Origin of the sequence: Prescottella subtropica (genome assembly GCF_005434945.1) — a bacterium.
Lineage (GTDB): Bacteria > Actinomycetota > Actinomycetes > Mycobacteriales > Mycobacteriaceae > Prescottella > Prescottella subtropica.
In genome coordinates, this window is record NZ_SKCH01000028.1 from 1 (window position 1) to 24,503 (window position 24,503).

The following is a 24,503-nucleotide window of genomic DNA, read 5'->3' on the forward strand; positions in this document are numbered from 1 at the left end:
GGCTCGCCGGCCACACCAACATCGCCGGCGCGCTACGCCACCACGGCCGTGATCCACACCGGCCGATCGATCTACTTCATGCCGCCTGACATGGGGTTATGCGACTTTGCCGGGCCCCTGGGGGAGCACCGACCTCGGCAACATCCGTCGTCCGGGCCGCCTGGGCCCGCTGGATCGCCGGAGCCTCCGCTGACGACATCGCCCGCAAGCTCGGGGCCGTCATGCCGTCGATGGTTGCAGGTGTCGCATGACCAGCCTCGCCGCAACACCCAAACTCACCGTTGCCGGTGCGGCACTGCTCGTCGCTGCACGATGCTCGGGCATCGACATGTTCGGGCCTGCCGACGCCGATGCGATGCTGCCGGCCCGGCTGCGCTACACCCAACTGGGTCCGGACGCCGCCGCAGTCACCCCCCGTCAGGCATGGAACGAACTCGTAGCAGCGGGGAAGGTCATCGGAGACTTCACCAGCTGGCGGCTCGTCGACCTCGACAAGAACGGCCACCCGTATGTCTGACATCAACGCCTCACGACCGAAGCTGGTCCGCCCGAGTCGGTCCCGCGGCAAGACCGGGTTCTTCGTCCCCGTCGTCAAGGACTTCTGGAAGGAGATGGCCGCAGAGGGATGCAGCTTCTCCGAGATCGGATATTTCTCGCTCATCATCACCTCAAAAGCAACGACTGCTGTCGGTAGTTTGTACCTGCAGCACGAGTGGGGTGACATCGAAGGGACGAATCCGGATCACGCGGAAAAGTCGCTGAACTCGCTCGAACAGCGCGGCCTGATCGTCCGGGACGGCTACTACATCCTGGTCCGCTCATGGATTCGCCGGAATTGCTTCAACAACCCGAAGTACCTCCGGTCCGGCCTGTATCCACTGCAGAATGACGTCGACAGTCCGCTACTGCGATTTGTCATCGGAACCGAACTGATGAGGTTGCGGCTCTCGGACCTGCCCTTGGACAAGGCACAGAACCTGCACGACAGCGCCAGCCTCCTGTGGGCCGAGATCACCGGCAACGATCTCCCTCCCATCGCGGCCATGGTTGGCGACATCAACGACCCCAACCAGTACATGATCAGTGCGCTGACCTCGATACCTGGCATCGAGACCGTTGCGGTCGAACTTGATCGTCGGAACTGGTGCGTGGTGAAGGAGGAACTGCGCGCTCCGCTGCAGAAAGCCCTGGCTCCGGTCCGGAACGTCACCCCGCTACAGGCCCGGACCGCCGGCCAATAACGCGTCGACTCGCCACGAACGGAGGCCCACAGACCACGGTCTGTGGGCCTTCTGCGTTCCCCACACACAGCCCCGAAAACAGGCCGAAAATCGTGGGATACCCCTACGCATACCCTAGTGGATACCCTATCCATTTTCGCCGGAGCGGATACCCCTGTGGATACCCATGCGGATAGGGTATCCATGCAGGAACATGCAGGTCAGGAGGATTCTGGATAGGGTATCCAATACCCTATTGGATACTCACACGCGGGCGTACCTGCGCGGGCGCGAACAAGATCACAACAAGTAAAAACCCCACCTCCCTACGGTCGGTGGGGGTCCAGGGGGAGGGGCCCGCGCCGAACCACTCCGACGAACGACCTCGCCGCTGCGCGTCAAGGCCCCGATGCGCCGCCGGCGCATCCCAGGCCGAAACAGGGAACCGGCCCTGAAACGCCCTCAGCGCGATCCTGAGGCCCTGAGACGCCCGGATAGGCGGGAGCGGCCCCCAAAACCCGGCAGCGGGGCAACCAGGGCCCGTTTCAGGGCCGCCTGAAACGACTTCCGCCACCGCCTTCGGTCAACCCCTCGGCGTCGACCGCCGGGGACCACGACCGGCCAGCCCGCCCTCAACGGCCGCCACTCGACGTGCCGCACACCCGAAACCGGCTCTCTAGCGTGATCCCGGCACACCACAGACAGAACACCGAGACGCAAGGGAGGAACAATGCCGACAATCGATGCGCAGGAACTCGCCGACGCTCTTGTTCAGGCCTTCGCGAAGCGTCCTGAACTTTTGGATGCAATCGCCGATTCAGTCGCCGAAAAAATTGCATCAACCATCGCCGCGGGAACCATCAACCAGGGGACCAGACCGGCCCCCGGCGACGTTTGGGACGCCCCCGATGAAAGCGTTCAAGAACTCCTCGAATGGGTTCGAGGAAACGGCTCGAAAATCATCCACGGAGACGCTGAAACGTGGGCGAAAGCCGTCATCGCGGCCAGCGGGACAGCACGCCCCCAAGACGTGTTCGACTGGGCGTTCGCCGACACCTGCGAGACCAGCTACTGGCGGGAGAACCCGGTACCCATCGCGGCACCGACACCGACAAAGTCCGGGACCGCCAAGTCCGGGCAGTACACGCAGATGCTCGCGGAGTACCGAGCCGCACACGCAAGCGACAGCGCCTGCACGGTGGCAGGGATCGACCCGCTCATCGAGACCGTGGTCGAGCAGATCCGCCTGTACGGTGTCGTGAACGACCCGTCCCCGACACTCGCGTGGCGACGGAACGCTCTCGCGATCCAACGATCCTGCGATGCAACCGAGGCCGCGGCCGTGATCACCTGGGCGATGGGGAACCGGCCTCACTGGCGGTCGAACGTCCACGGCATGCCAGCTGACCGCACGTTCAAGAAGATGCTCGCCGACTACCGGATCGCCGGCGCCGGATTCAACCTCGTCCGTGACGGCGGCGATCACGGTCCGGTGATCGAGCGTTTGGCCCGCGGATGGGCCTGCTACCTGGCCAGACTTCTCGGCAAGGACCGCATGCCGGTTCAGCCGTCCTCGTATCGCACGGTGTGGGAACTACTGACCGGAGCGGACGGTGGCGCGCCGGTGCCGGAACCGGAACTGCAGCAGGTTGTGCGATGGATCCTCGACCCGGAGGCAGGTCGGGCACGCTTCTACACGCACGGAGACAGCTTCCCGTCACCACCGAAGATCCGAAAGGCTCTGCTCGACATGGCAACTGACACTCCTCGCGGTCGCGGCGGTGTCGCGGCCGGGGTCGCCACCACAAACTCGCTTGCCGGGGACGGTGTCGCGGCGGTCGGCGCGACAACAGTGACAGTGGAGGGGATCTGATGGCGTTCACTCTCGACGGGGGCGGGATCGTGCAGGTGCCGTGCCGAACCTGCGGCGCGGCCGTGAGTCGAATGACTGGACTTGCAGGTCAACCCCCCAACTGGCAGGACCGTGTGGTGTGCGCAGGCTGCCGTGATGAAGACCCCCAGCAGGCATGGGACGCCGAACTCGACCGGCAGGCGCGCGCCCGCCTGCACCGACGGATCGTCGGCTTCGATGCGACAGCCGGTTACGAGACCGCGAGCTTGAACACCGACGACGTACGCAACACGAGGTGGGCGCGCGCGGCCGTGTCCGCCCTCGACGATGCTGCAGCCCGGACGACACGGGCCGGCCTGATGTTCTTCGGGCCCACCGGGATCGGGAAGACCTGGGCCGGGTTCGCAATCTGCAACGCGGCGGTGCAGCGGTTCGGCGCCGACAGCGTGCGGTTCGCGACCGAGGAGACGCTCCTCGGAGGTGACGTCGCACCGTGGGAGCTACATGGCCGGCTGCAGTCGTGGCTGCGGGGGGCATCGGTGGTGCTCGTCGACGACATCGGCGTCGCGAACCGGCGGCAGGAGCAGGTGCAGGCGGCGTGGAAGGAGTTGTGCTCCCAGATCGCCGGGCACCCGAGTTCGCTGGTACTGGTGGGGACAACGAACAGGCAGGGTTGGGATGGGGATGCCGGGCTCACCGCGTGGATGGGGGCGCAGGCGACGTCACGGCTAAGACAGTGGTCGGTGGACTGCTCGACGGGGTGGGCTGATCGACGGACGGACGCGGTGCACGAGCGTTGGCGTGAGCACCTGACCGGGAGACCGGAACGGTAGCAGTCACCATGGTGTGCACGAGAAAGCCAGGAGGTGAGGATCGATGACCGGTGCGGTTGATCCCTGGGGTGAGGGCGCGGCCGGGGCCGAGCCGGACAACCCGTGGGATGACCGGTCGCTCGACGGCCAGAGTTGGGCCGAGGCGCCGGCGATGGAACCGGAGGATGTGCAGTGGCGGGAAGCTGCGGCGCCACCGGTTGCGCCTGTCCAGCGGCCGGTGCGGCGTGCTGCGTCGGATTCTGTTCCGCCGGTGAAGCGACGGACGGTGGCCGTGCCGCCGCCGGCGGTCCCGGTGACAGAGCCGGCGGCTGCAGCGAGTCCAGTTGAGCGGGTGAGGGAAAAGCCTCGTCGGGGCTGGCGTTCCTGGTTCCGGGGACATGCCACTTCGCCTGTTGCAGGGGGTGGCGATCGGCTTGCAGCGTCGGTGAAGCGGCCACTGCAGGCCCCGAAGACGATCGCGTTCATCAACGAGGGCGGCGGCACCGGGAAGACAACGAACGCGGTGCTGCTCGGGATGACACTCGCTGCGCACCGTGGTGGCCCCGTGATCGCGGTCGATGCCTCACCGGGATGCGGTGATCTCGCGAACCGTGTCCCGGCCCCGAAGTCGACTACTGGAACGGTGCGCTCGGTCGTTGCCCAGGCCGGGCAGATCACGAGCTACGAGCAGGTGCGGGCACACACGAACAAGCTGTCCAGTGGACTTGAGGTTCTTGCCGCGGATTCGTCGATGTCGACGGAGGCCGTGTTCACTGGCTCCGCGTACGAGGTGCTGGCTGCGACGTTGCGGCGGCACTACGAGGTCGTCATCACCGACTGCGCGGCCGGCATGGTCTCCGATGTTGTCGACGCGGTCCTCGCCGATGCGGACCTGGTGGTCATCGTCTCGGAAGGCGGTGACGGCGTCCGGTCGTCGACATGGACCGCGAACTGGATGAACGAACACTCCCAGACGAACCCGCGGTACAAACAGCTCCTTGAGGATGCGGTGGTGGTCGTCAACTCTCGGCACGATCGCACGAACACGAACACCGCGAAGATCATCGACTTCTACCGGAACATCGTGCGCGCGGTCGTGGAGTTGCCGTTCGACCAGCATCTCGAGGGCGGGAACATCATCGACGTGAACAAGCTGTCCGAGAAGACTCGGGAGCAGCTGTTGGTGTTCGCGGATGCGGTGATGTCGGCTGACGGCATCGTCCGCGGCGCCGACACGTGATCGACAGTCACTGTCCCGGCGCGGGTCCTACGGGGTGCTGTTGCTCCGTGCCGGTGTCATCAGCAATGAACGGCCGTGCGCTGCAGTTCACGTGGTGGTGCCGGTTCGTCCCGTGAGGATCGGTTCGAGCATGGCCCAGACGGTGTAGCGGGCGCCGGTGTCGTCGACGGCTGTGAAGCTGCGGCCGGTACCGGATCGGGCGAGCAGATGCTCGGGGTGCTCGCTGGCGAAGCCGGTGATGGTCTCCTCGACGGCGTGAACGATGTGCGGGAGTCCCGGTTTCTTGTCGGTGGGCCGTGATAGGCCAAGGGTGACCATGCGGTCGTGGAGAGCTTCGGCTCCGCCACGGGTCGCCAGGACGAGCAGGATCTGCGGGGTGGTCAGCCCGAACTCCTCGCAGGCGTTCGCGATCTGGGCGGTCGGGGCGACGACGCTGACCCAGGTTCTCAGGGGCGTCTCGGAGGTGGTGGTCATGGACTTGATTCTGGGGAGGAGGGTTCCGGTGTGCGGCGTCGTAGGTGTGCCGCGACCGGAAAGTGGTCTCGCAGAATCGAAGACACATCTCGGACATGAATGTTCCCGGGGTCCGGTCTGCGAGGGAGGTTGTGGGCGTGCAGGTGTCTGTGGCGCACCGTGTTCGGTTGTGTGACGCCGCTGTGAAGTTGGCGTCGGTTGGGGTGCGGACCCCGGCGATGGATGCGGCCCGTGCCCGTGATGCGGACGATCCTTCGGTGTGGCCGCCGATGCTGCTCACGCAGTTGTTGGTGGATGTGCGTGCGAACGCGGCAGCGTTGTGGCCGTTGGGGATCACTGTGCAGGATCTGCCGCCGTTGCCGGCGGGGGCGCCGCCGGTGGGGTCGACTCCGCAGCGTGCCGCGCAGTCGACTGCCGCGGCCTCCACACCCGCTCCCGCGTCTGCAGTGGGTTCCCCGTGGGGAAACGGAACCCGTGTTGCGCAGGCGCCGACCCGCGCACAGGTGTTCGCCGCCGCCGGCCTGGACCTGTCGATCCCCGACACCACCGACAACCGTTCCGCTGCCGCTGTGCTCGCGCAGAAGGGGACAGGGGAGCCGCTGCTGTTCGATGGACTGCTCGACTCGTTGCGGGGGGTACCGGTCGACGATCTCGACGGTGTCAGCGAGAAGGTTCGTGACCGTCTGACCTCTGGTGGTGTCGGCAGCGTGTTCGACCTGCTTCTGCGGGTGCCGCTGCGTTATGTGGACCGCACCCAACTGGTTCCGCTGCGTGAACTGCGTCCGGGACTGCCACAGGTCACGTTCGTTGCGCGTGTGTTGAGCGTGAAGACGAGCTGGGAGAAGCGGTATACGCGGTTCACGCTCGGTGATGAGAAGACGAATGTGTCCGCGATGTTCTTCAACGCGCTGTGGATGGGGAAGAGGTTCAGCCGCGGCGACCTACTTCTCGTGCAGGGCGATGTCGGGGAGTTCAACGGCGGCCTGTCGATGACGGCACCGCTACTGGAACCGATGACGGAGGCGGCGGCCCCACTGCTGGCGATCTACCCGCAGTCCCAGAAACATGAGGTCGACACGTGGATGCTGCGGCGGGCATCTGTCGACGCGTTGCGGCGCATCCCCGCGTTGGATGATCCGATCCCCACGGTGCTGTTGGATCGGCGGAAGTTGCCGGCGCGGTTGGCTGCGCTGCGGGCTGTGCACGTGCCGGAGTCGAAAGCGGATGCTGAACTCGGCCGGGACCGGCTCGCGTACGACGAGCTGCTGCGCCTGCAGCTCGCGCTCGGTGTGCTGCGGAACGCGCAGGCCGCGGAGTCGGGTGTGACACACAAGCCGACGGGGAGACTGCTCGACGCGTGGCTGGCTGGGCTGCCGTACACGCCGACCGGTGCGCAGGCCCGCGCGATCACGGAGATCCGCGCCGACATGGTCGCCGGAAAACCGATGAATCGGCTCCTGCAGGGCGATGTTGGTGCCGGCAAGACGTTGGTGTTGGCAGGGACTGCGTTGCTGGCGATCGAAGGCGGCTACCAGGCTGTACTGATGGCGCCGACCGAAATCCTGGCCCGCCAGCATTTCGAGGAAATCGCGGAGGCGCTGCGGCCGCTCGGGGTGACGGTGGACCTGCTGGTGTCCCGAAATCTGCCCAGGCCCCGGAAGGCTGTGCTCGCGGATCTGGCGGACGGGACGACGAACCTGCTCGTCGGCACCCATTCGGTGTTGTCGGATCCGGTGGTGTTCGCGAACCTGGGGGTCGCACTGATCGACGAGCAGCACCGGTTCGGTGTCGACCAGCGTGCGATCCTGGCGGCGAAGGGCCCAGGTGGGGCGACCCCGGACATCCTGCAGGCCACGGCGACCCCGATCCCGCGGACGGCGGCGATCACCACCTACGGTGACCTCGCATTGTCGATTCTCGATGAGAAGCCGCCCGGACGAACTCCGACGGTGACGCAGTGGATCGAGTCTGCGGACATCACCGATCCGTCTGCGCGTGTGTGGGCGGCGGTCCGGGAACAGGTCGCTCAGGGCCGGCAGGCGTTCGTGGTGTGCCCGCTGGTGAAGGTGTCGGGGCAGGAATCGGAGACGAAGATGGCCGCCGCGGCCGAGGAAACCCTCGCCGAACTCGCGGACGGGGCGCTGGCCGGGCTGCGGTTGGGGTTGGCGACCGGCAAGCAGAAGCCGGACGAACGCAACGAGACGATGCGCGCGTTCAAGGCCCACGAACTCGATGTTCTCGTGGCCACCACCGTCATCGAGGTCGGCGTGTCGGTGCCGAACGCGACCGCGATCGTGATCCTGGACGCCACGAAGTTCGGGCTCGCACAGCTGCACCAGTTGCGTGGCCGTGTCGGCCGCGGCCGATGGGCCGGCCAGTGCTGGCTGGTCGGCGAAACGACCAGCGAGGACGGTATCGCCCGCATGGACGCGATGTGTGAGACCGACGACGGGTTCGTTCTCGCTGAACGCGACCTGCAAATCCGCGGCCCTGGCGCATTGACCGGATCCGCTCAGGCCGGCCGGGACGCTGGCCTGCTGGTCGCTGACCTCATCGACGACGCCCGCATCCACCTGGCGGCGCGTGAGGATGCGCAGACGATCTTGGCGCGCGACCCGCACTTGCTGCGCAGTCTGACGTTGAAACGGGAAGTGGAAGCGGCGCTCGGCGATGACGCCCACTACCTGACGAAAAGCTGACCGGACATCCGGCCGCCGGGCCTGTACATCACGGGTTCTCCACCGCCGGAAACGGCACTGCCACCTGCGGCGACTCTGGTGGCGCTGTCCACCGTCGACAGTGCGCTGCAGCTGTGGTCTCCGCCGGAAACCACGGTCGGGAAGAACCCTCCTGATCTAGTGGCGGCCGCCGAACCGGTGGTTGGGAAGAACCTCCTTGATCCACTGGCGGCCGCCAGCGGGAGAGTCCCGCCGGCAACGACAGGAGGCATCATGCCCGCACCACGATCCCGCACCACGCGACGCCACAAGCCGACTCCGTGGCGGGACACGCCAGCACCCGGGCCGACGGTCATCATCGACATCGACGGGGTCATCGCGTCGATGGACCGGCACGAGCATCTGATCGCCGCACCCCGCTACACGGACAGGGACTGGACTGAGTTTCATCGACGATTCGGTGACGCTGACGTGATCGAGTCCGGTCGTCGACTCGCCTGCTCGCTGCACGCAGCCGGGTTCACGGTCTCCTACTCGACGACACGGTTCGAGCCGTTCACGTCGGCGACATACGAGTGGCTGCGTCGCCACCAGTTCCCTCTGGGCACGATCCATGACCGCGCGTTCTACCTCGATGGCACTGTCCGCCCATCGGTCGACGTCAAGCGGCGGCACTGGTGGTGGTATCAGCGGCGCACCGGTAACCCGGTGGTCGCGTGGATCGACGACGAACCGGAGGCTGTTGACGCTCTTCGTGGTGAGGGATGCCCAGCCTGGGACGTGACAGATCTGCTGGCAGTGGCAGCTAATCCGATGGGTGGGACTCTCGCTGATGCGCTCGCGGCTACCGAGGCGTTGTCGGCGCGGATTCCGGCGGCGTTGGCGGCGTGGACAGCTGAGGATGCCGCCTGGATGAAGCAGCGGGAGGTGGCAATGCGGCGGCACAGGAAGCGGATGTTGACTCGCAGAATGCGAGCCTCCCGCGGCCAGATAGCCGACAGTCTCGGGTTGGGTGGCGGTGTTCCGCCACCCAACCCGGACCGCCGCCAACCCCACGGCACCCGAACATGTGTTCGATCAAATGTTCTATCCTGGGCAGGTAAGGCGGCGCGGGGAGCACAGCGATGACGGGACCGGAGCAATCAAAGACGGCAACCATCGAGATGCTGCGGCGACGCATCGCGACGATGTCTGCACGGCCGGGCCCGCCGCCGCGCGAGGCCGACACTGGTCCGACCGCATGCCCACCCATCCCAGCCCCCACCTCAGCTGGCCTCGCCCGCGACACCCTGTCCGTTCCCGCCCCGGTCGCTGAACTGCTGCCCCACCACGGGCTTGCCCGCGGCTCGACAGTCCATCTCACCGGCGCCTCGTCGATGCACGCAGGACTCGTCGCCTCAGTCACCCGCAGTGGCTGCTGGGCTGCGGTCGTCGGCCGACCACAGTTCGGTGTCCTCGCCACCGTCGAAATGGGGGCAGATCTGAAACGGTGCGCGTTCTGCGACGCCGGCCCTGATCCCGTCACCGTGGCGGCGACCCTCGTCGAAGGCATCGACCTCGTTGTCCTCGACCTCGGCGGCGCAGACATCCCACCGACACGGGCCCGCGCCGTGACCGCGAGAGCACGCCAGCATGGTGCAGTTCTCGCTGTCACCAACGGCCGTTGGCCCGCAATCGATGTGCACCTGGATGCGCAGATAGCCGGCTACACGCGCGTTCCTGGCCGCCGGGGCCGTGTCACCGGCATCACGCTCGACATCACTGCGACCGCCCGCGGCCGGCAGGCTCGCCGTGCCCGCGTTGACCTGACCAGCACTCACAGCGACGTGGACTGGCAGGTCGCTGCGACCTCTCCGGCTTCCGGCGTGGTGGAGGCCGCGCAGTGAACCCGCCCGGCATCGATGACTGGAAAGAACCTTTCCCCGACAACCCGATCCTGCACAGGCTTCCCGCACCGGTCCCGGTGCTCGTCGATACACCCCACGTGTTTCCCGCCAGCTGGGGATTCGCCCGCGCCGACAGGCTCCCGCTACGGGTGCGGGCCGGCGGCATACGACTTGAAGCCTCGATGGCGGCGTACCTGCACGCGTGGCTTCGGCTGTCCGCCGGCAGCTGGATCGCGCAGGTATGCGCCTCGGTGTCCTCGGCGAATGGCCACAGCCATGCGGACCTGTGGCTGTGGGTCGACTCAGCAGCTGTTCGACCTCGATGACCGCGCTTCCCGAATCCTGTCGCCGCTGCCGCACCACCGGAATCGGGGTTCGCATGATGATCCTGGCCGCGGTCGACACCTGCAATTGACCAGCCGGACACCGGCGGCGAACGCCGCATCATCCGCTCCGAATCCGAAGGGAGAACTCATGCCTCAGATCGTCGACCTCGACAGCGTGTTGGCGACTCTGCCGGTGTTCGTGAAAGCCCACGGGCATGGTCGTGTCCCCGTCAACTGCGTCATCGACAACGTCCATCTCGGCGAAGCGATCGCAGACCTGCGCTACGAGCACCGGCGTAAGCGACTCGACCCCGAAACTCGGGCACGTCTCGACGCCGCAGGTATCGCCTGGTCGATCTCGGCCGCAGACCGCTGGACAGACGGCATCGTGGCGCTCACCGAGTTCGTCGCAGCGCACAATCACGCAGACGTGCCCTCCGACTACCAGACGGCGCACGGGTTCTGCCTGGGGCAATGGCTGCACCGGATCAAGCGAAAGCACCGGATGGGGCAACTACCGGAACTTCGTACCTGGATTCTTTTGGACCTCGGCGTCGACTTCGCGCCGAAGCGGGACGACCGTGCCGGCTACCTCCATGCCCTCACCAAGTTCGTCGAACACCACGGCCACACGCGGGTTCCCGCGGGCTATGTCACCGCCGACGGCGCAGACCTCGGGCGATGGCTGGCGCGGCAGCAGGACCTGTACGAGGCCGGCCTTCTACGAACACAGCTGGTGCAGCCGCTGATCGAGGCAGGCATGCCGTGGCAGACCGCGTTCAACAGTCAGTGGGAACGCGGGTTCGCCGCCTTCACCGCATGGGTGGCCGAACACGGGCATGCGGGCCCGGACAGGGATGCGGTTGTCGATGGCTACGCGGTCGGGGAATGGTGGCGCCGCCAGTACAAGGCATGGCAGTCCGGGAAACTGCACGCCGACCGCATCCATCGACTCGAAAGCCTCGGCGCCTCACCGACGCCAGAGAACAGTTCGGCCGCCAGGTGGCGGCAGAGCATGCTGCGTTTGCAGGACTTCATCCGCGCTACTGGGCACGCGCAGGTGCCGAAGACTTATCGCAGCGCGGACGGATATGCCCTTGGTCGCTGGTTCCAGCGGCAACGTCGCCGGTACAACGATGGACTGCTGAGCGCCGAACGGATCGCGGACCTCGAGGATGTCGGTGTGCGCCTTTCCCTCCCCGCCCGCAACGGTCGCCCCCGCAAGAAGGTTGTTGCCGCAATGCGCCGGCCCGCAACTCCCCAGATCAGAGCCGCGTAGGCGCTGCTCTCAACTGCTGCACCGCAGCATCCCCAGGCGTGGCTTGGGGTGCTGAACTGCGGTAACGAGGAGTCGGGTCGTGCTTGGAGAGGGCTACTCGAAACACTGCTCTCAACCCGCCCATTGGACAAGCGGCACAACGGTGGCGAGGCCTGACTGACGGGCAGGTGGAGCAGGTTCGGCGCCGATCCTGTCCGTCGACGACCACCGCGGGATCGGGATGCCGCAGGTCTGCCGAGCGGCCGCGACAGTTGGTGACGAAACGAAACACCAACTGAGGAGGCATCTTTCGATGAACAACACCACCCGCGCGTTCGAGGTCTCGGTCACCGTCACCGCCACCGTCTCCGTCGATGCCGACGGCATCCCCGACTACCTGCCGAAGAGCCTGCACTCGTGGCCGGACGGCCTTGTCGAAGAGTGCGGCCGACTGTGGGCGGAGCAGACCGGGCTGACCATCGACCGGTTCAACGAGACCGATCTGGTGGAGATCAGCGAACAGGACTCGTTGGATCAGCCGAGTACCACCTAGTCGCGAGTACCGGCCCGCGGTCGTGTACCGCGACCGCGGGCCCTTCTGGACGTGCCGCACTGCCGGCGGCCCGACAGGACGCTGGGATCACCGCACCGAACACGACAAGGAGACCCACGATGAGCACCGCAACCATCACCCCGGCCGGACTGGTCACCGAGAAGAACATCCCCGCCTTCGGCCCCTACGCTGCAACCCCGGTGTCGCCGGAGACCGTCGCCGAGCAGGTCACCGCTTCGACTGCGGAGGTCGCCCAGCCTGTGGACGGTCAGCACGCGGCTGCTGATGTGGCCGCACTGATCACCAACCGGATCGGCGCCGGGTTTGGGGCAGTGGCCGGGACGGTGTTCACCACCCACCACGGCCACACGTTCGCGATGGCGGGCGTCATCGTCGGCGTCAACGAGGTCGTCGTGCAGTTCGCCGACGAGAACAAGAACCTGCACGTCGTACCCCTCGCGTCCGCGGTCGCGGTGATCCTGGACTAGCCGCGCAACCTGCGGGGCGGGCAATCCTCGCCCCGCAGGTTGCGGCGTTGGCAGCTGTCCGTCAGAAGCTGGGGCGGGTTCGTGGTGCCGCGCGGGAAGAAGGCACCCGATGTACTCGGCGCAGCAATCAACAACGGACGGAGAACCGGATGCTGCAAATCGGACTGAACCGCGACGTGGCTGCGCGCCTGGCGGTCAACGAGTGGGCAGAGCTGAACGACGAATTGCGTGACAGCGATGTCAACGACCGCACGATGACGCCGTTCGTCGTGGGCATGGTGCGGGATCTGGTTGTGCATCACGCCGAGCCTCACGCGCAGGAACTGCTGTATGTGATCGGCGACGACACCGCCCAGCCCCACGTGTTCGCTGACTTCCAGTGCGATGGGGAAGGCTCGATCACCAACGACGGACATCTGTGTCTGTCGGTGATGGTCGGGGCGGCGCCACTGATCATGGACACGGGAATCGACGACGTGCGCGAGTTGCCGCTTCCCGCGGACATCACCCAACTCGATGCCGTCGTGGTCCTCACCGCAGTGATCGACCACCTCAACAGCCTGCTCCGCCGCGCCGCCGCAGTGTTCGGCGCGCGGCCGGCGTCCCGCGCCGAGCCGATCGAGCACCGGGTGCTGACGGCCGAGGGTGTGCGCGGCGAAGCCGACGACAACCCGACACTCAGCGACACCGCCCGGCAGCGGCTCCGGGACGTGAGTGACGACGACATCGAGGACGCGATCATGGGGTGCTGGAAGCAGGTCGAGGACCGATTCTTCGAGGTCCACGACGAACTGCAGACCGCGGTGGTCGCGATGCTCACCGCCTGACGGGTACGGGCCCACCGGACTGGTTCAGTTCGGTGGGCCCGCGTAAGTCTGGCGGGTCGGGCTGTCCGCCAGCCCTTCTCATCAACTGCCGAAGATCGCGCCGATGCCGGTCCCCGGTACGACCGGGCCTGGAATGGTGATGACGGGGGACGCTTCGTCCACCGTGAACGCCGGCATCTGGAACGCCGTCAGGTACTCCTCGATCCCGGGGTAGGCGGACACCCACATCGCCGGCGTCGCGTCGTAGCGGCCGCACGTCGCCATGACGACGTAGCTTCCATCGGGGATCGCGGTCACCGTCTGCGTTGTCACACCTGGTGCGACTTGCCCCTGCGTGAAGATGGTCTGGCCTGCCATGACGACATCTGCGACCGGAGGCAGCACACCGTCAGGTGCGGGCGCGAGTGCAGTCCCGCACGTCAGGGGGACGCCGGTGCTGTTGGTGATCGTGTTGACGACTGACGAGCCGTCCACAGCGAAGTTGTAGGCCACTTCGCCGGCGTCGGCAGCCGCTGCCACCGCGGGGGCCATGCCGGCGAGGGGAATCGCCATCGCCGCGCCGATAGTCACACGTGAAAGCAGCCGCATCCTGAATCCTCCTGATCGAACAGTGAATTGGTTCCGCATCGACAGTGCCGCAGAAACATCCCGCGAGAAGGGATTCGGGAGGCGCGTGTTTCGCCCGAGACTGCCTGTCCGTGGCCCCGACTGCCGTTGGCGCTGTGTGGATGGGTCTGTTGGATGCGGCCGACGTTGAAGTCGCATGACGTTCGGGTCCTGATGGGTTCGATCTCGTGCGCTATGGGCTATGCCAGTAGGTCGAGGTACTGTCGGCGGGCTTTCATGGCGTGGATGAGTAGTTCGTTGCCGCTGTCGAAGCGCAGGACAACGAGTTCGAGGAGTCGACCGTTCGGGTCGAATCCCAGTCGGAGTTCACGGGCGGGGTTGTCGTCGTCGAGGTCGGCGATATACACGTGGTGTTCGGCGGCGTATATGCCGTCGTCTGCGGTGATGTCGTGCTTGAGTGCGGACGGGTGGACCTTCACGCGACGTCGGCCCAGGCGCGCACCGCGGCACGGATCGCCTCGGATCGGGACATGTGGTTCTGCTCGGCGCGGGCGTTCAATGCCTCGATGAGTGCAGCGTCCATCCGCACCGCCACCATCGTTCCGGCTTCGTCTCCTACGGTCGGGCGGCCGCGCTTGCGGAGGCGTTCGACGTCGTAGCCGGCTTCGGCTTCGTCGGCCCAGTCTCGGATCATCTCGTCGGTGACCGGGGTGCCGTTGATCGTCTCGCCGTTCATACCCAATATCGTAATACGAAAATTGGTGAGTCGGGAGGGGCTGCCTTCCGTACATGGCATCACCGCCTCAGCGGAGGCTCCGCCCGAGCGCGAACCCGCGAATCTCCGGCAGTGCACCGGGCAGCCGATGGAACAGTCGGCTGCCGTCGGCGCGGGCCGGGCTGCCGTTCGTGTAGATGTCCCGGATACCGGTGCAGGCGTCGCGGAGCGCCTGGTCGACGGTGCGGGTCTTGCATCGTCGAGCGTGCAGTGGCGCATGAACGATCACCGTGGTGCCGTGCACCGACACACCGGGCCCGGACCCGCGCGCTGGCAGCCCCCGCATCGTGCGCAGGAACTCGTAGTCGATGACCGACAGCAGGTAGAGAACCTGATCGTCGTCGGGTTCGTCGTCGAGGAGGATCGCGAGAAGATCATGGTCGGCATCGACAGGATCGCCCCCATGCTCATCGACGTGTTCGAGTGGGCCCCGAGCCCTCCACGCAGGCAAGGACACCCCGGCGGTGGTCACAGTGCGCCCCCCAGCTGCAGCGGGCGGACGTCGGCGAGGCCGAAGACTCGCTCCACCGTCTGGGCGACAAGGTCGACGTCGTCGTCGTTCGTGCACGCAGACACCACAGTCGCCGCCGTGATCTCGATACCGAGTCCAGCGTCGAGGAGATGCTGCGCAGCCTCAAGGTCCGCCATCTGGGGTCGCCACACGGGCAGACCCCCATCGGCGATCGACTCCCGATGGTGGGACAGCAGATGCCTGCCGATCTTCACCAGTCGCGCGTCGATTCCTGCGCGGTCGGCCACGTCGTAGTCGGTTTCGACCGTCACCTCGAACGGGAACCGCCGCTTGATCGCGTCGTCGAGAGGTCGAACACCTTGCCCTTCCTCGTTGTAGGTGATGATCAGGCTGAACCCTGGTGCTGCCACCACCGGTGGCATGTCGGGCCGGTCGTCGAGGACGAGCTGGCCACGCGAGTCGGCGACCGACAGCAGTGCGGCGATGGTGCCGGACGGGGCACGGTTGATCTCGTCGACCAACAACACCTTCCCCTCCTTCAACGCGCGGGTCAGTGGACCGTCGTGCCAGACGAAGCTGCCGTCAGGGTGCGGCTGGTACTGACCGGCCAGCGAGGACATCGTCAGATCACGGTGACCCTGCACCGTGATCAGGTCAGCGCCGAATGCCGCCGCCGGCAGAGTCGTCTTCCCGCCGCCGGGGACACCCTTGAGGCGGACATTCATCTGGCCGCGTAACTTCCGAAGAATCAGGTAGTCGGGCTGCCCGGCGATCGACCGCGGCAGATAGCGGCGGCCGTCAGCGAGGAGCACGCCGTCGGCGTCTTCGGCGGGGACCGCGGCCAGGACGCGGTCGGCGATCGCCACTCCACTCTGCGGGGCGGAGATGCCGGGGACGACGTGCTGATCGTGGGCGAGAGCGTCGACAGCAGCGGTGAGCGGGTCGAGGGCAGGCCCGGCCGGAGACGTGGCGAGTGCCGCGAACAGTTCGAGAGGGTTGAGCGGGCGGTTACCGGGGACCGTCGTGTGGCACACCCGCGGCGGGTGGATCAGCTCACGGTGCCCGTGCGCAGCGGTATCGCAGTGGGCGCGGAACAGTCGCTCGAAATGGCCGGCGACATCCCTTTCCTCGGGATCCACTTCGCGGACCACGACGGTGCCGGCATCGAACTGGTCCCGCGTGCCGAACGCGGACGCCACAGTCTCGATGCTGGTGTACGGATCTCGGTACGCGACTGCGGCGAACACACGTCCTGCTGGAATAGCCGGATCCTGTGTGGCCCATGCAGCGAACTTGATGCTCGCCATCTGTCACACCTCTCTACTCGGGAATCGATCGTTCAACAGGAGTGTTCCGGCAGCGGCTGGGGACTGCGGCACCACACGAATCGAGTTCCGTACGTGCCGTTCCCTCATCCCCGTGACCGGCTTCGTGTGATGCCGCGACCCGGTTTCGTGACTGCGAGAGTGCGGGCATCCCGAATCACCAACCAGGAAGACTCCGCCCATGACGTCGACGACCACGACCCAGATCGCCGCCCCGCTCGAAGCGACAACGGACACCGTGTGGCGGCAGCTGTCGAGCAGGCTCGGCGAGTTCGTCGACACGATCACTCCACGACGTGACCTGGTGACCGTCATCGGTGTGGACGCCACACCCGACGTCGACGGGTATCGGCCCGCCGGCCTGTTCGACCACACCACGGCAACAATCACTGTTGACGCCGCCCAAGTGCTTTCCCCGGGAGACGATCCAGACCGGATCGACCTGCGTGATCCGCGGGACTGCGCCCGCTACCCGGTGCTGGCGGGTGTGACAGTCCACGAGGTTGGACACGCCACCCACACGGCCCGCCGACTGGGGATGCCTCGACGGGCCGCTCCGTGGGTGGCGTTGTTGGAAGAACCACGGATGGAAGGCCGTGTCGTCGCCGGCAACGTGCGCACACGAACCTGGTTGCAGGCAGCGGCCGTTCGGCTGTTGGGGGATACGACCCCGCGGACCGCTGGGGAGGCTGCACGTCTGCTGATCTTGGTCGGCGGCCGTGTGGACGCAGGTGTCTACGACCGTGACGATCTCCCCGATCTTGCCGCGGCCGCTGCTCCGTTCCTCACCGGCGAGCAGATCGGTGTGCTGGTGCAGCAGACACGTGTCGCGGTCGGCCTCGACGACGGTGACATCGACGGCCTCACCGGGTGTGCGGTGGCGATCGCCGACGTGATGGAGGCGTCTGACCAGGTGGATGACTGCGACGACGACGTCGTAGACCACGGCGGTGACGACGGGGGAGGATCCGGGGTATCGGTGCAGGTCAACGAAATGTGCACTGACAGTGAAATGCGCACTGAAATACACACTGACGGCAACAATGACGTTGCCGCGGCAGTCGCGGCCATGACCCGACGGGCTGTCGCCGCAGTGCAGGCTGCCGAAAACCTGACCGTCACCTCCACCGCGGAACAGCAGCGCCGCGACACCACAGCCCAACTCCACCGCGACACCGCAGCAGCCGGCCGCGCGAGCAGGGCACACGTGCACCGTCACACGGTGCGGCGACCCACCCCGGACGAGCTGCGCCAGTCCGCTCGCCTCAACCGACTCGTCGCCGGCGCCGCAGACCGTGGCGCCACCATGACCACTGTCACCCGAACCACCCCTCCCGGCCGGTTGCGGATGCGTGAACTCGTCAGAAGGGAAGGACAACTCGCCGCCGGAACGAGGCTGTCAGCGACACCGTGGTCCCACACCAGCTACCGGGACGTCGACACTCCACCGGTGACGGTGGGTATCGCCATCGACAACTCGCCGTCGATGGCACCCGTGCTCGATTCGGCGGCGGCGGCAGCCTGGATGGTCCGCCGGGCCACACGACCCCGAGGCGGCGACAGCACCGCGGTGACCTGGAACAGTGACGCAGCGATCCTGCCCCACGAAACCCGTGGCGGCGCAATCCATGTTCCAGAACCGGTAGGCGGCAGCGATGGGCTGCCGGCGGCGCTGCTGGCACTAGACGCGCACCTGCAGTTGAGCCGGGGCGACGGCCCACGCCTGGTCACCGTGATCAGCGACGCCGACCTCCCCAACCCAGATGAGGCCGAACAGCACCTTCGGCGTCTCGCCGCGACGGGGACGCGCCTGCTGTGGCTGATTCCCGGGCCCGAACATCAGCAGCGCCCCGGACTGCTCGAACGACTCGACCGCCACCTCGAGGCTGTGACCGTGATGGATCTGAGTGAACCTGCGCGGGCCGCGGACATCATCGGCGACGCCTTGGCTGCGGTCCTCCGCCGCTGGTGACCGCCAGGGGGTCAGGCTGCGGCGCGGATCTGGTCAACCATGTGCTGGGTGGCGTCCGCAACGTCGATGTACGTCTGTCCGTACACCTCCGGGTTCGAGGCAGACCGCTTGTCCGGCACCGCGTACAGGCCCGACTTCACGTGGTCGCCGGTGCGGCGCAGCACCTGCACCGCGTACTCCAACCCACCGAGCGGCATGTACGCCATCGCCGGATCGTTCTGGAACAGTTCGGGGCTGTCGTCTGCCTCGACGAGGGTGAACGTCAGCGAGGTGAGCAGTTCCGCGATGTCGCGGGGGTCGATCTCGGCTGCGGACGGAACACCCGACTCGAGCAGCAGCCGCAGTGCGTCGCAGAGCTTGCTGCGCAGCATGCCCATCGCCGCGTACCGGGCGTAGATGTTGATCTCGCGGACCTCGGCCGGCAGGCGGTGCAGCGGGAATGTCATGGTGGTCATCGGGAAGCTCCTGGGGTGGGTAGATCAGTAGGGGCCGTGCAGGTACGCCGAGTCCGGGGTCTTGTTGGCCGGGTCGTTGATCAGACCGCTCAACCAGTCGGCGCACTCACGGAAATCGGTGGCCTGCTCCGGGGCGGAGCGGCCGTCGGGGACCGGGCACAAGCCAGCTTCGATGTTCCCGGCCGTCGCGACCAGCACATCACGCGTGAAGATCAGGGCCGCGGTGGCCGCGTACACGAGCGGGTAGTCGGTTCGCAGGAACTGCCCGGTGTCACCGCTGGTGTCCTGCTCGACCCACGCGAACAGTTCCAGGGCTTCGCAGATCTTGACCGCATCCACCCCGGGAGCGGATCCGCCGGCCTCGAGGACGATACGCAGTGCCTGCGAGAGCGCATGCTGCACGAGCCCGTTGTCACCGACGCTGATCGAGCAGTCGATGTCCTTCGCGGAGAAGGAGACACGGGTACGGGGGAACGTCTTCATGGCCACGAGTGTGCCTTACCCGTTTCCGGGCATGGGGCATCCGCGGATGCCTCACCACCAGCCTCCCGCACCTATACATGACGGCACCGACAACACGTCGGGACACGACACCACGAAAGCGACAACCCGATGACCACCTCTGCCGGCGCACCTGAACTCTGGGTCGACGAGTTCGGGGACGACCCCAACATGCCAACCCGCACGACCACGTCAGCCTCGACACCGATCCGCCCCCACCGCGGGTACCGGTTCCATGCGTTGCCGGCGACCGCCGCCTATGTGCCCGACGGTTCGTACCGCATCGACCGGCGCGCGCATGTCCTCCTCCGCGACGACCGGCCCGTGGCCCGTATCGGACCTGACCTGCACACTCGCTGGCTGTCGCCGATGGAGGACACCGCATTCACGGTGTGGGCGCAGGAGCTGCGGTGGATCCAGCAGGTGCCCGCGCACACGAGCCTGCCGGCGTTCGGTCTCGCTCTACTCGACCGTGAAGCCCACGCCGTCGACTGGTGCGAACAGCAGTCGCAGACGGCGCTGGTGTACTCGACCGTCGCCGATATGCGGCGCGGCCGGTGGCGCGCTGAACCCCTCCTGAACGCCGACCATGCCGATGATCTCGCCTTCCTGACCCGAGTCGACTCGCTGGCCGCCTACTACTGGCATCGCGGCCGCCGGCACACGCTCACCCCGGGCCGGGCGGGACTCATGGACGAAGTGTCGAACGGTGAGGGGCTGGCGGCGATGATGCCGGCATGCCTCGTCGACCCAGCCTGATCCCCGTGTCGGCGCATCCGTATTCGCCGGGCTCGGGGGCGAACAGGGAGAACGGAACTCGCGCTGCGACCTCGCGCACACCGTGCAGCCCCGGCAGCAAACAGTTGACCAGCCAGCCGACAGACTGTGGCGATGGAGATCAACGGAAACATCAGCGCGACTGCCGTCGCCACCGCCTACTTCCGGTCCGTCGAGTCGAAGCGCCCGGACCACCTGTTCGTCGACGCTCTTGGTGAGCAGTTCGTTGCAGCATCAGGGATCTCCGCAGACGGCGACCTGCGGTTGCCGAACGTCACCGAGCACCGCCTGTACCGGTCGGTGGCGGCCCGCACCCACTACCTCGACGAACAGGTGTCGGCAGCTGTCCGCGATGGGGTGCGGCAGGTGGTGATCGTCGGCGCGGGCCTCGACGTGCGCGCGTACCGGATGGGTTTGCCGGCGGAGGTGACGGTGTTCGAGGTGGATCTCGAGGCGCTGTTCGAGTTCAAGGAACCGGTGCTCGCTGCGGCTGACTCCGTGCCGACATGTCAGCGTGTCACCGCAGCGGGGGACGTGACAGGTGACTGGTCACAGGCTGTTTCTGGGGTTGGGCATCGCGCGGATGAGGCGACCGTGTGGGTGATCGAGGGCCTGTTCATCTATCTCACCGACGAGCAGAACGAGCACCTGTTGGCGACGGTCAGTGAGATCAGCGCCCCCGGGTCGGTCCTGTGTGGCGCCCACTTCGGTCCGGGCTCCGTCGACGAGCAGCAGACCCGTCAGATGCAGGATCGGGTGAACGAGGCCGGCTACGGCTTCCAGTCGTATGTGGCCGATCCGGCGGCGTGGCTCGCCCCCTACGGGTGGGAGACCAGCGCGGTGAGCATCGCGGACTACGCCGCCGGAATCGACCGGACCCTCCCGTACACCGAAGAACCCGGCCGGGAGGTGTCGTGGCTACTGTCCGGCCGCCGCAGCGTCCGGGGTGAGGTTCGTAGTCGTGTAGACGTCGGATAGCTCGACCATGAGCCGGTGGGAGGCAATGGAATCGGTCGACGCTTTCCAAGCCGCCCACCGGGTCAGGGGCGGTGCGGTGTTCTGCTCGAGGACCACATCTCGATTGCTGCTCGTGACCGACTGCCACTCCTGCATGCGGGTCCGCAGCAGTCGGTAGCGGCGGCAGCGGCGAGGCAGGGTCACCGCGGCGACGAGGCCACCGAAGCCGATGAACGACGTCACGAGCCCGAGGATCAGAACGAACGCGATGGCCTTCGAGTTTTCGGCGTACCAGCTGTGCGCCTGATCAGAGTTGTTGTTGACGTAGAGGTCGACGATCTTGAACGCCACGTAGACAACGGCCATCGCGGCGGCCGCCGCGAGGATGGACAGGCCGGCGACGAGCGGGCCGCGGCGAACCTTCCGAAGTGCTTGCATGGCGGTGACAATGACACCGGTGCCGGCTGCACCGATGGTGCCGAGGTAGACGGTCCAGTAGGCCGCCAACGATCCGGTCATGGGGAAGTCTGCGGTCATGTAACTGGTCGGGGTGTCGGTGACCGGTGTCATCAGGAACGTCCCGAACATCAGAGCTGTCACTGCGGCGTAGACGACGAGCAGTCTCCGGCCGATGGACTGGTGGCCGCCGACGGTGAACGCCGCGAATCCCGCGAACGTCGTGGCGGCCAGCGTGCCGAGCCACATGCCGGTGAAGTCGCACAGGTTGTAGATGCCGGTGATGGCGTGCAGCCACTCGTCGACGTAGTCGTCGGTGACGACAGGAACACGCGCGAGTTTGGCGGCACCGAGGAACCCGATTGCCGCGGTGAGGAGCCAGGTTTCGCGGCGGTCGCGGTACCGGTAGACGCGGTAGCCGGCGACGAGCAGCAGGATCAGGGGGAGAACAAGGCCGATGAGAATGGAGATCACGGGACCGCCCATCCGACGGCGCGGGCGAGGCGTCCGAGGATGGCGCTGTCGACGTCGCCGACGTTCGCTCACCACAACGGCTGTTTCAACTCATCGGCAGCGTTCATCAGCAAGGTTGCCAACCATTCGGCTTCGCGTTCGATCGGATCGGTCAGCACCGCGCGGTGCTTGCACACGGCTTTCGGGAGGAGGTTCTTCATGTGGTCGGGGTGGATGTTCGGCATCAGCCGGCGCAGGAACGCGGACTGCAGGGCCTCGACAGTTTTTTCGTCGGCCTGGTGCCGGAAGATGATGTGCGCCAGTTCGTGGCAGATGATGTGTTCGCGGTAGTCGCCGGACGCGTGCGATGTCACGAAGATGTAGTCGATGCGCTCTCCGGGAATCCACACGCCGGTGATCTTGTTGCCGTCGCCGTCTTCGATCTGTTCGAACTCGTCGGGGATGGTGAGGACTTCGATGGGGCGGCCGTTGCGGATCGACAGATCAGCGATGAATCGTTCGCGGGTCCACGGCCGGCTCAGCGGTAGATCGCGCAGGATTCGTTCGGCTGCTTCACGAGCTGCGTCGCTCGCATCCTGACGTGTGGGCTCGGTGCTCATTGATACTCCTGAGGAGGGACATAACCTGGTCGCGTTCAGCTGGGGATGCAGGGCCTGGGGTCCGACGTAACGCGACCCAAGGCACCCCGGCGGAGCGCAACTCCCCGAAGAGTCGGAGCTGTTGATCGAGATCACTGCAGTCGTCGTCGATCAGATAGGCGGCGTCGAAGCCGAACGCGCCAGCGATGTGGCAGAGGATCTGATCGGGTACATCGGTGACGGCCCCTGAGCGGATGCCGTCGATGAAGTCCGCGGTGACAGTGTCACCGCAGGTCGCGCTGATGTCGGAGGCGATACTCGCAGACGTATGGGCTGTCCGATCAGATTTCGGCAGAGTTGTGAAGAGTCTTTCGACCCTTTCCGACAGGCACATGCGACATTCCCCGGTCATGTCTCACCTCTTCGTCGGCTAGGTCGTTTGACCTGATCGGCGGCGATGTAGTCGTTGAGCGAACTGTTCGCACTGTTCAGGTGTGAGATCAGTGACTCGACCGCTTAGCCATCGACGATACAACCGTTCGGTGTGCTCAGGTTCTGGTGTCCCTGCGGTGGGGGCGTCGAGGAGGTGCCCGAAGGCCAGTTCGAGGACCGCCGGGATCTGGGTGCTGGAATGCCGGTTTCGTTCGAGGACTTCGGTGGCCCAGCGGCCGGCGAGACGGGATGCTGACTGTTGCACGGCGCGCACAGAGTCGCTGATGTCGGTGTTGGTGGCGTCGTAGGTGTCGGTGAGTCGGTTGACTGCCCGGATGAGACCGGCGAGTTCGTCGACAGATACCGCGACCTGCGATGCACTGATCAGTCCGTCGGATTCTGCGGTGTCCGGTAGTGGTGTGGGGAGGCCGCCGGTGAGGGTTCGGGCCGCGGATCCGGGCTGCCATCGCAGGCCAGTGTCGAGCTTTTGGAGGGTTTGCGCGGAGGGGCCAGGTCCGGCGCCTTCTTCGATCGTTCCGAGGCGGGTGACGGACGGGCCACCAGCTTGATGAACCTGTACACGAGTGAGGCCTAGCTCACGTCTCCGGGCGGCAACGTAGTCGCCGAGCCGTCCTGAACCGTCGACCATCCGGTGAAGCACCTCGCTTGCATCTTGTATGCGTCAACCACGGGTGTCCATGGCTCCCCCGACCATGCCTTCGCTCCGAGGTCTACGCAGCGCGTTGCGCTGTGCGACGGCGATCTGGAGCGGCGTAACTATCTCACATACCAGGTATGGCTTCAAAGTGGCTTTGAAATGTGTGTGTCATGTTGTTACTGTCCGTATCGGATAGGGGACGTTCCATCGCGCGGTGACATCAGCACAGCTTGTTGACTCCGACACGGGCGGTCGCCTGTCTCGTCGCCTGTCGGCGGCACCACCTATCGGAGATGCACTGCCCCACCACCGGGGTCGCGGAGCCTCGAACCATCTGGTTCGAGGCTCCGCGTCGTTTACCGGCATCCAGAAATCGACGTTGCCGCAGACCGGAACCACGACACCTACCGTCGTTCACGCGTCGCGGACCAACTGCGACCCCTCGCCGCCACACACCGGCCGGAAACACCCCTATACGAGAAGGACAACA

General features: G+C 66.3%; 26 protein-coding genes. 15 read left to right on the forward strand and 11 right to left on the reverse strand.

From position 1 onward, the window contains the following. Window positions 1-247 precede the first annotated feature (247 nt). From E0497_RS17975 to E0497_RS17995, 5 genes are all read left to right on the forward strand, one after another. On the forward strand, window positions 248-517 hold the full coding sequence (locus E0497_RS17975) for a hypothetical protein (protein WP_137726168.1): 270 nt from the start codon (window positions 248-250) through the stop codon (window positions 515-517). Beyond that, window positions 510-1,241, forward strand: coding sequence for a hypothetical protein (locus E0497_RS17980; protein ID WP_137726169.1), 732 nt, complete (start codon window positions 510-512; stop codon window positions 1,239-1,241). The genes E0497_RS17975 and E0497_RS17980 overlap by 8 nt, the downstream gene beginning before the upstream one ends. 1,009 nt (window positions 1,242-2,250) lie before the next feature. Next, window positions 2,251-3,093, forward strand: a complete 843-nt coding sequence (locus E0497_RS17985) for a hypothetical protein (RefSeq protein WP_137726170.1) — start codon at window positions 2,251-2,253, stop codon at window positions 3,091-3,093. Between the two features lie 116 nt (window positions 3,094-3,209). After that, window positions 3,210-3,905: an ATP-binding protein gene (locus E0497_RS17990; protein WP_161987444.1), complete on the forward strand. Its 696-nt coding sequence runs from the start codon at window positions 3,210-3,212 to the stop codon at window positions 3,903-3,905. A gap of 424 nt (window positions 3,906-4,329) precedes the next feature. Next, complete coding sequence (locus tag E0497_RS17995) at window positions 4,330-5,124, forward strand: MinD/ParA family ATP-binding protein (RefSeq protein WP_161987445.1); 795 nt, start codon at window positions 4,330-4,332, stop codon at window positions 5,122-5,124. A gap of 87 nt (window positions 5,125-5,211) precedes the next feature. Here E0497_RS17995 and E0497_RS18000 read toward each other — a convergent pair whose 3' ends face one another. Then, window positions 5,212-5,598 (reverse strand): hypothetical protein, encoded by a 387-nt coding sequence (locus tag E0497_RS18000; RefSeq protein ID WP_137726173.1) that lies wholly within the window; start codon window positions 5,596-5,598, stop codon window positions 5,212-5,214. A gap of 167 nt (window positions 5,599-5,765) precedes the next feature. Between E0497_RS18000 and E0497_RS18005 the strand changes: the two genes are divergently transcribed. The 7 genes from E0497_RS18005 (at window position 5,766) to E0497_RS18035 (ending at window position 13,614) form a co-directional block, all read left to right on the forward strand. Continuing rightward, complete coding sequence (locus tag E0497_RS18005; protein WP_206663657.1) at window positions 5,766-8,297, forward strand: ATP-dependent DNA helicase RecG; 2,532 nt, start codon at window positions 5,766-5,768, stop codon at window positions 8,295-8,297. Between the two features lie 78 nt (window positions 8,298-8,375). Further along, entirely contained in the window at window positions 8,376-9,404 is a 1,029-nt protein-coding gene (locus E0497_RS18010) for an HAD family hydrolase (RefSeq protein WP_206663658.1), read from the forward strand. Next, entirely contained in the window at window positions 9,401-10,162 is a 762-nt protein-coding gene (locus E0497_RS18015; RefSeq protein WP_137726175.1) for a hypothetical protein, read from the forward strand. Before E0497_RS18010 ends, E0497_RS18015 begins: the two co-directional genes overlap by 4 nt. 264 nt (window positions 10,163-10,426) lie before the next feature. Continuing rightward, entirely contained in the window at window positions 10,427-11,767 is a 1,341-nt protein-coding gene (locus E0497_RS18020) for a helicase associated domain-containing protein (protein WP_161987446.1), read from the forward strand. A 292-nt stretch (window positions 11,768-12,059) separates the two neighbouring features. After that, a complete protein-coding gene (locus tag E0497_RS18025; RefSeq protein WP_137726177.1) occupies window positions 12,060-12,299 on the forward strand; it encodes a hypothetical protein in 240 nt (79 codons plus the stop codon). 119 nt (window positions 12,300-12,418) lie between these two features. Then, window positions 12,419-12,787, forward strand: a complete 369-nt coding sequence (locus E0497_RS18030) for a hypothetical protein (RefSeq protein WP_137726178.1) — start codon at window positions 12,419-12,421, stop codon at window positions 12,785-12,787. A 149-nt stretch (window positions 12,788-12,936) separates the two neighbouring features. Beyond that, window positions 12,937-13,614 (forward strand): hypothetical protein, encoded by a 678-nt coding sequence (locus E0497_RS18035; RefSeq protein WP_137726179.1) that lies wholly within the window; start codon window positions 12,937-12,939, stop codon window positions 13,612-13,614. Window positions 13,615-13,695: 81 nt separating this feature from the next. Here E0497_RS18035 and E0497_RS18040 read toward each other — a convergent pair whose 3' ends face one another. The 5 genes from E0497_RS18040 to E0497_RS18060 form a co-directional block, all read right to left on the reverse strand. After that, window positions 13,696-14,166 (reverse strand): hypothetical protein, encoded by a 471-nt coding sequence (locus E0497_RS18040; protein ID WP_241665957.1) that lies wholly within the window; start codon window positions 14,164-14,166, stop codon window positions 13,696-13,698. Window positions 14,167-14,420: 254 nt separating this feature from the next. Further along, the gene (locus E0497_RS18045) at window positions 14,421-14,660 is read right to left on the reverse strand and encodes a toxin (RefSeq protein ID WP_137726181.1); all 240 of its coding nucleotides are present in this window, start codon (window positions 14,658-14,660) and stop codon (window positions 14,421-14,423) included. Then, window positions 14,657-14,917, reverse strand: coding sequence for a ribbon-helix-helix domain-containing protein (locus E0497_RS18050; RefSeq protein ID WP_137726182.1), 261 nt, complete (start codon window positions 14,915-14,917; stop codon window positions 14,657-14,659). The genes E0497_RS18045 and E0497_RS18050 overlap by 4 nt, the downstream gene beginning before the upstream one ends. A 67-nt stretch (window positions 14,918-14,984) precedes the next feature. Further along, a complete protein-coding gene (locus tag E0497_RS18055; protein ID WP_137726183.1) occupies window positions 14,985-15,413 on the reverse strand; it encodes a hypothetical protein in 429 nt (142 codons plus the stop codon). An 11-nt stretch (window positions 15,414-15,424) separates the two neighbouring features. Continuing rightward, the gene (locus tag E0497_RS18060; protein ID WP_206663659.1) at window positions 15,425-16,627 is read right to left on the reverse strand and encodes an ATP-binding protein; all 1,203 of its coding nucleotides are present in this window, start codon (window positions 16,625-16,627) and stop codon (window positions 15,425-15,427) included. 307 nt (window positions 16,628-16,934) lie between these two features. Between E0497_RS18060 and E0497_RS18065 the strand changes: the two genes are divergently transcribed. Beyond that, entirely contained in the window at window positions 16,935-18,725 is a 1,791-nt protein-coding gene (locus E0497_RS18065; RefSeq protein WP_137726185.1) for a hypothetical protein, read from the forward strand. 11 nt (window positions 18,726-18,736) lie between these two features. Here the strand turns inward: E0497_RS18065 and E0497_RS18070 are convergent, their stop codons facing one another. Both E0497_RS18070 and E0497_RS18075 read right to left on the reverse strand, forming a co-directional pair. Then, entirely contained in the window at window positions 18,737-19,180 is a 444-nt protein-coding gene (locus tag E0497_RS18070) for a hypothetical protein (RefSeq protein WP_137726186.1), read from the reverse strand. Window positions 19,181-19,204: 24 nt separating this feature from the next. Next, on the reverse strand, window positions 19,205-19,663 hold the full coding sequence (locus E0497_RS18075; RefSeq protein WP_137726187.1) for a hypothetical protein: 459 nt from the start codon (window positions 19,661-19,663) through the stop codon (window positions 19,205-19,207). A gap of 129 nt (window positions 19,664-19,792) precedes the next feature. On the opposite strand from E0497_RS18075, the gene E0497_RS18080 reads away from it, so the two are divergent. After that, window positions 19,793-20,440, forward strand: a complete 648-nt coding sequence (locus E0497_RS18080; protein WP_137726188.1) for a hypothetical protein — start codon at window positions 19,793-19,795, stop codon at window positions 20,438-20,440. Between the two features lie 132 nt (window positions 20,441-20,572). Continuing rightward, on the forward strand, window positions 20,573-21,436 hold the full coding sequence (locus E0497_RS18085; RefSeq protein ID WP_137726189.1) for a class I SAM-dependent methyltransferase: 864 nt from the start codon (window positions 20,573-20,575) through the stop codon (window positions 21,434-21,436). Here E0497_RS18085 and E0497_RS18090 read toward each other — a convergent pair. The 3 genes from E0497_RS18090 to E0497_RS18100 form a co-directional block, all read right to left on the reverse strand. After that, window positions 21,377-22,345: a hypothetical protein gene (locus E0497_RS18090; protein WP_137726190.1), complete on the reverse strand. Its 969-nt coding sequence runs from the start codon at window positions 22,343-22,345 to the stop codon at window positions 21,377-21,379. The genes E0497_RS18085 and E0497_RS18090 overlap by 60 nt on opposite strands. A gap of 68 nt (window positions 22,346-22,413) precedes the next feature. After that, window positions 22,414-22,944 (reverse strand): ImmA/IrrE family metallo-endopeptidase, encoded by a 531-nt coding sequence (locus E0497_RS18095; RefSeq protein WP_137726191.1) that lies wholly within the window; start codon window positions 22,942-22,944, stop codon window positions 22,414-22,416. A 409-nt stretch (window positions 22,945-23,353) separates the two neighbouring features. Then, a complete protein-coding gene (locus E0497_RS18100; RefSeq protein ID WP_137726192.1) occupies window positions 23,354-24,004 on the reverse strand; it encodes a helix-turn-helix domain-containing protein in 651 nt (216 codons plus the stop codon). Between the last annotated feature and the right edge of the window lie 499 nt (window positions 24,005-24,503).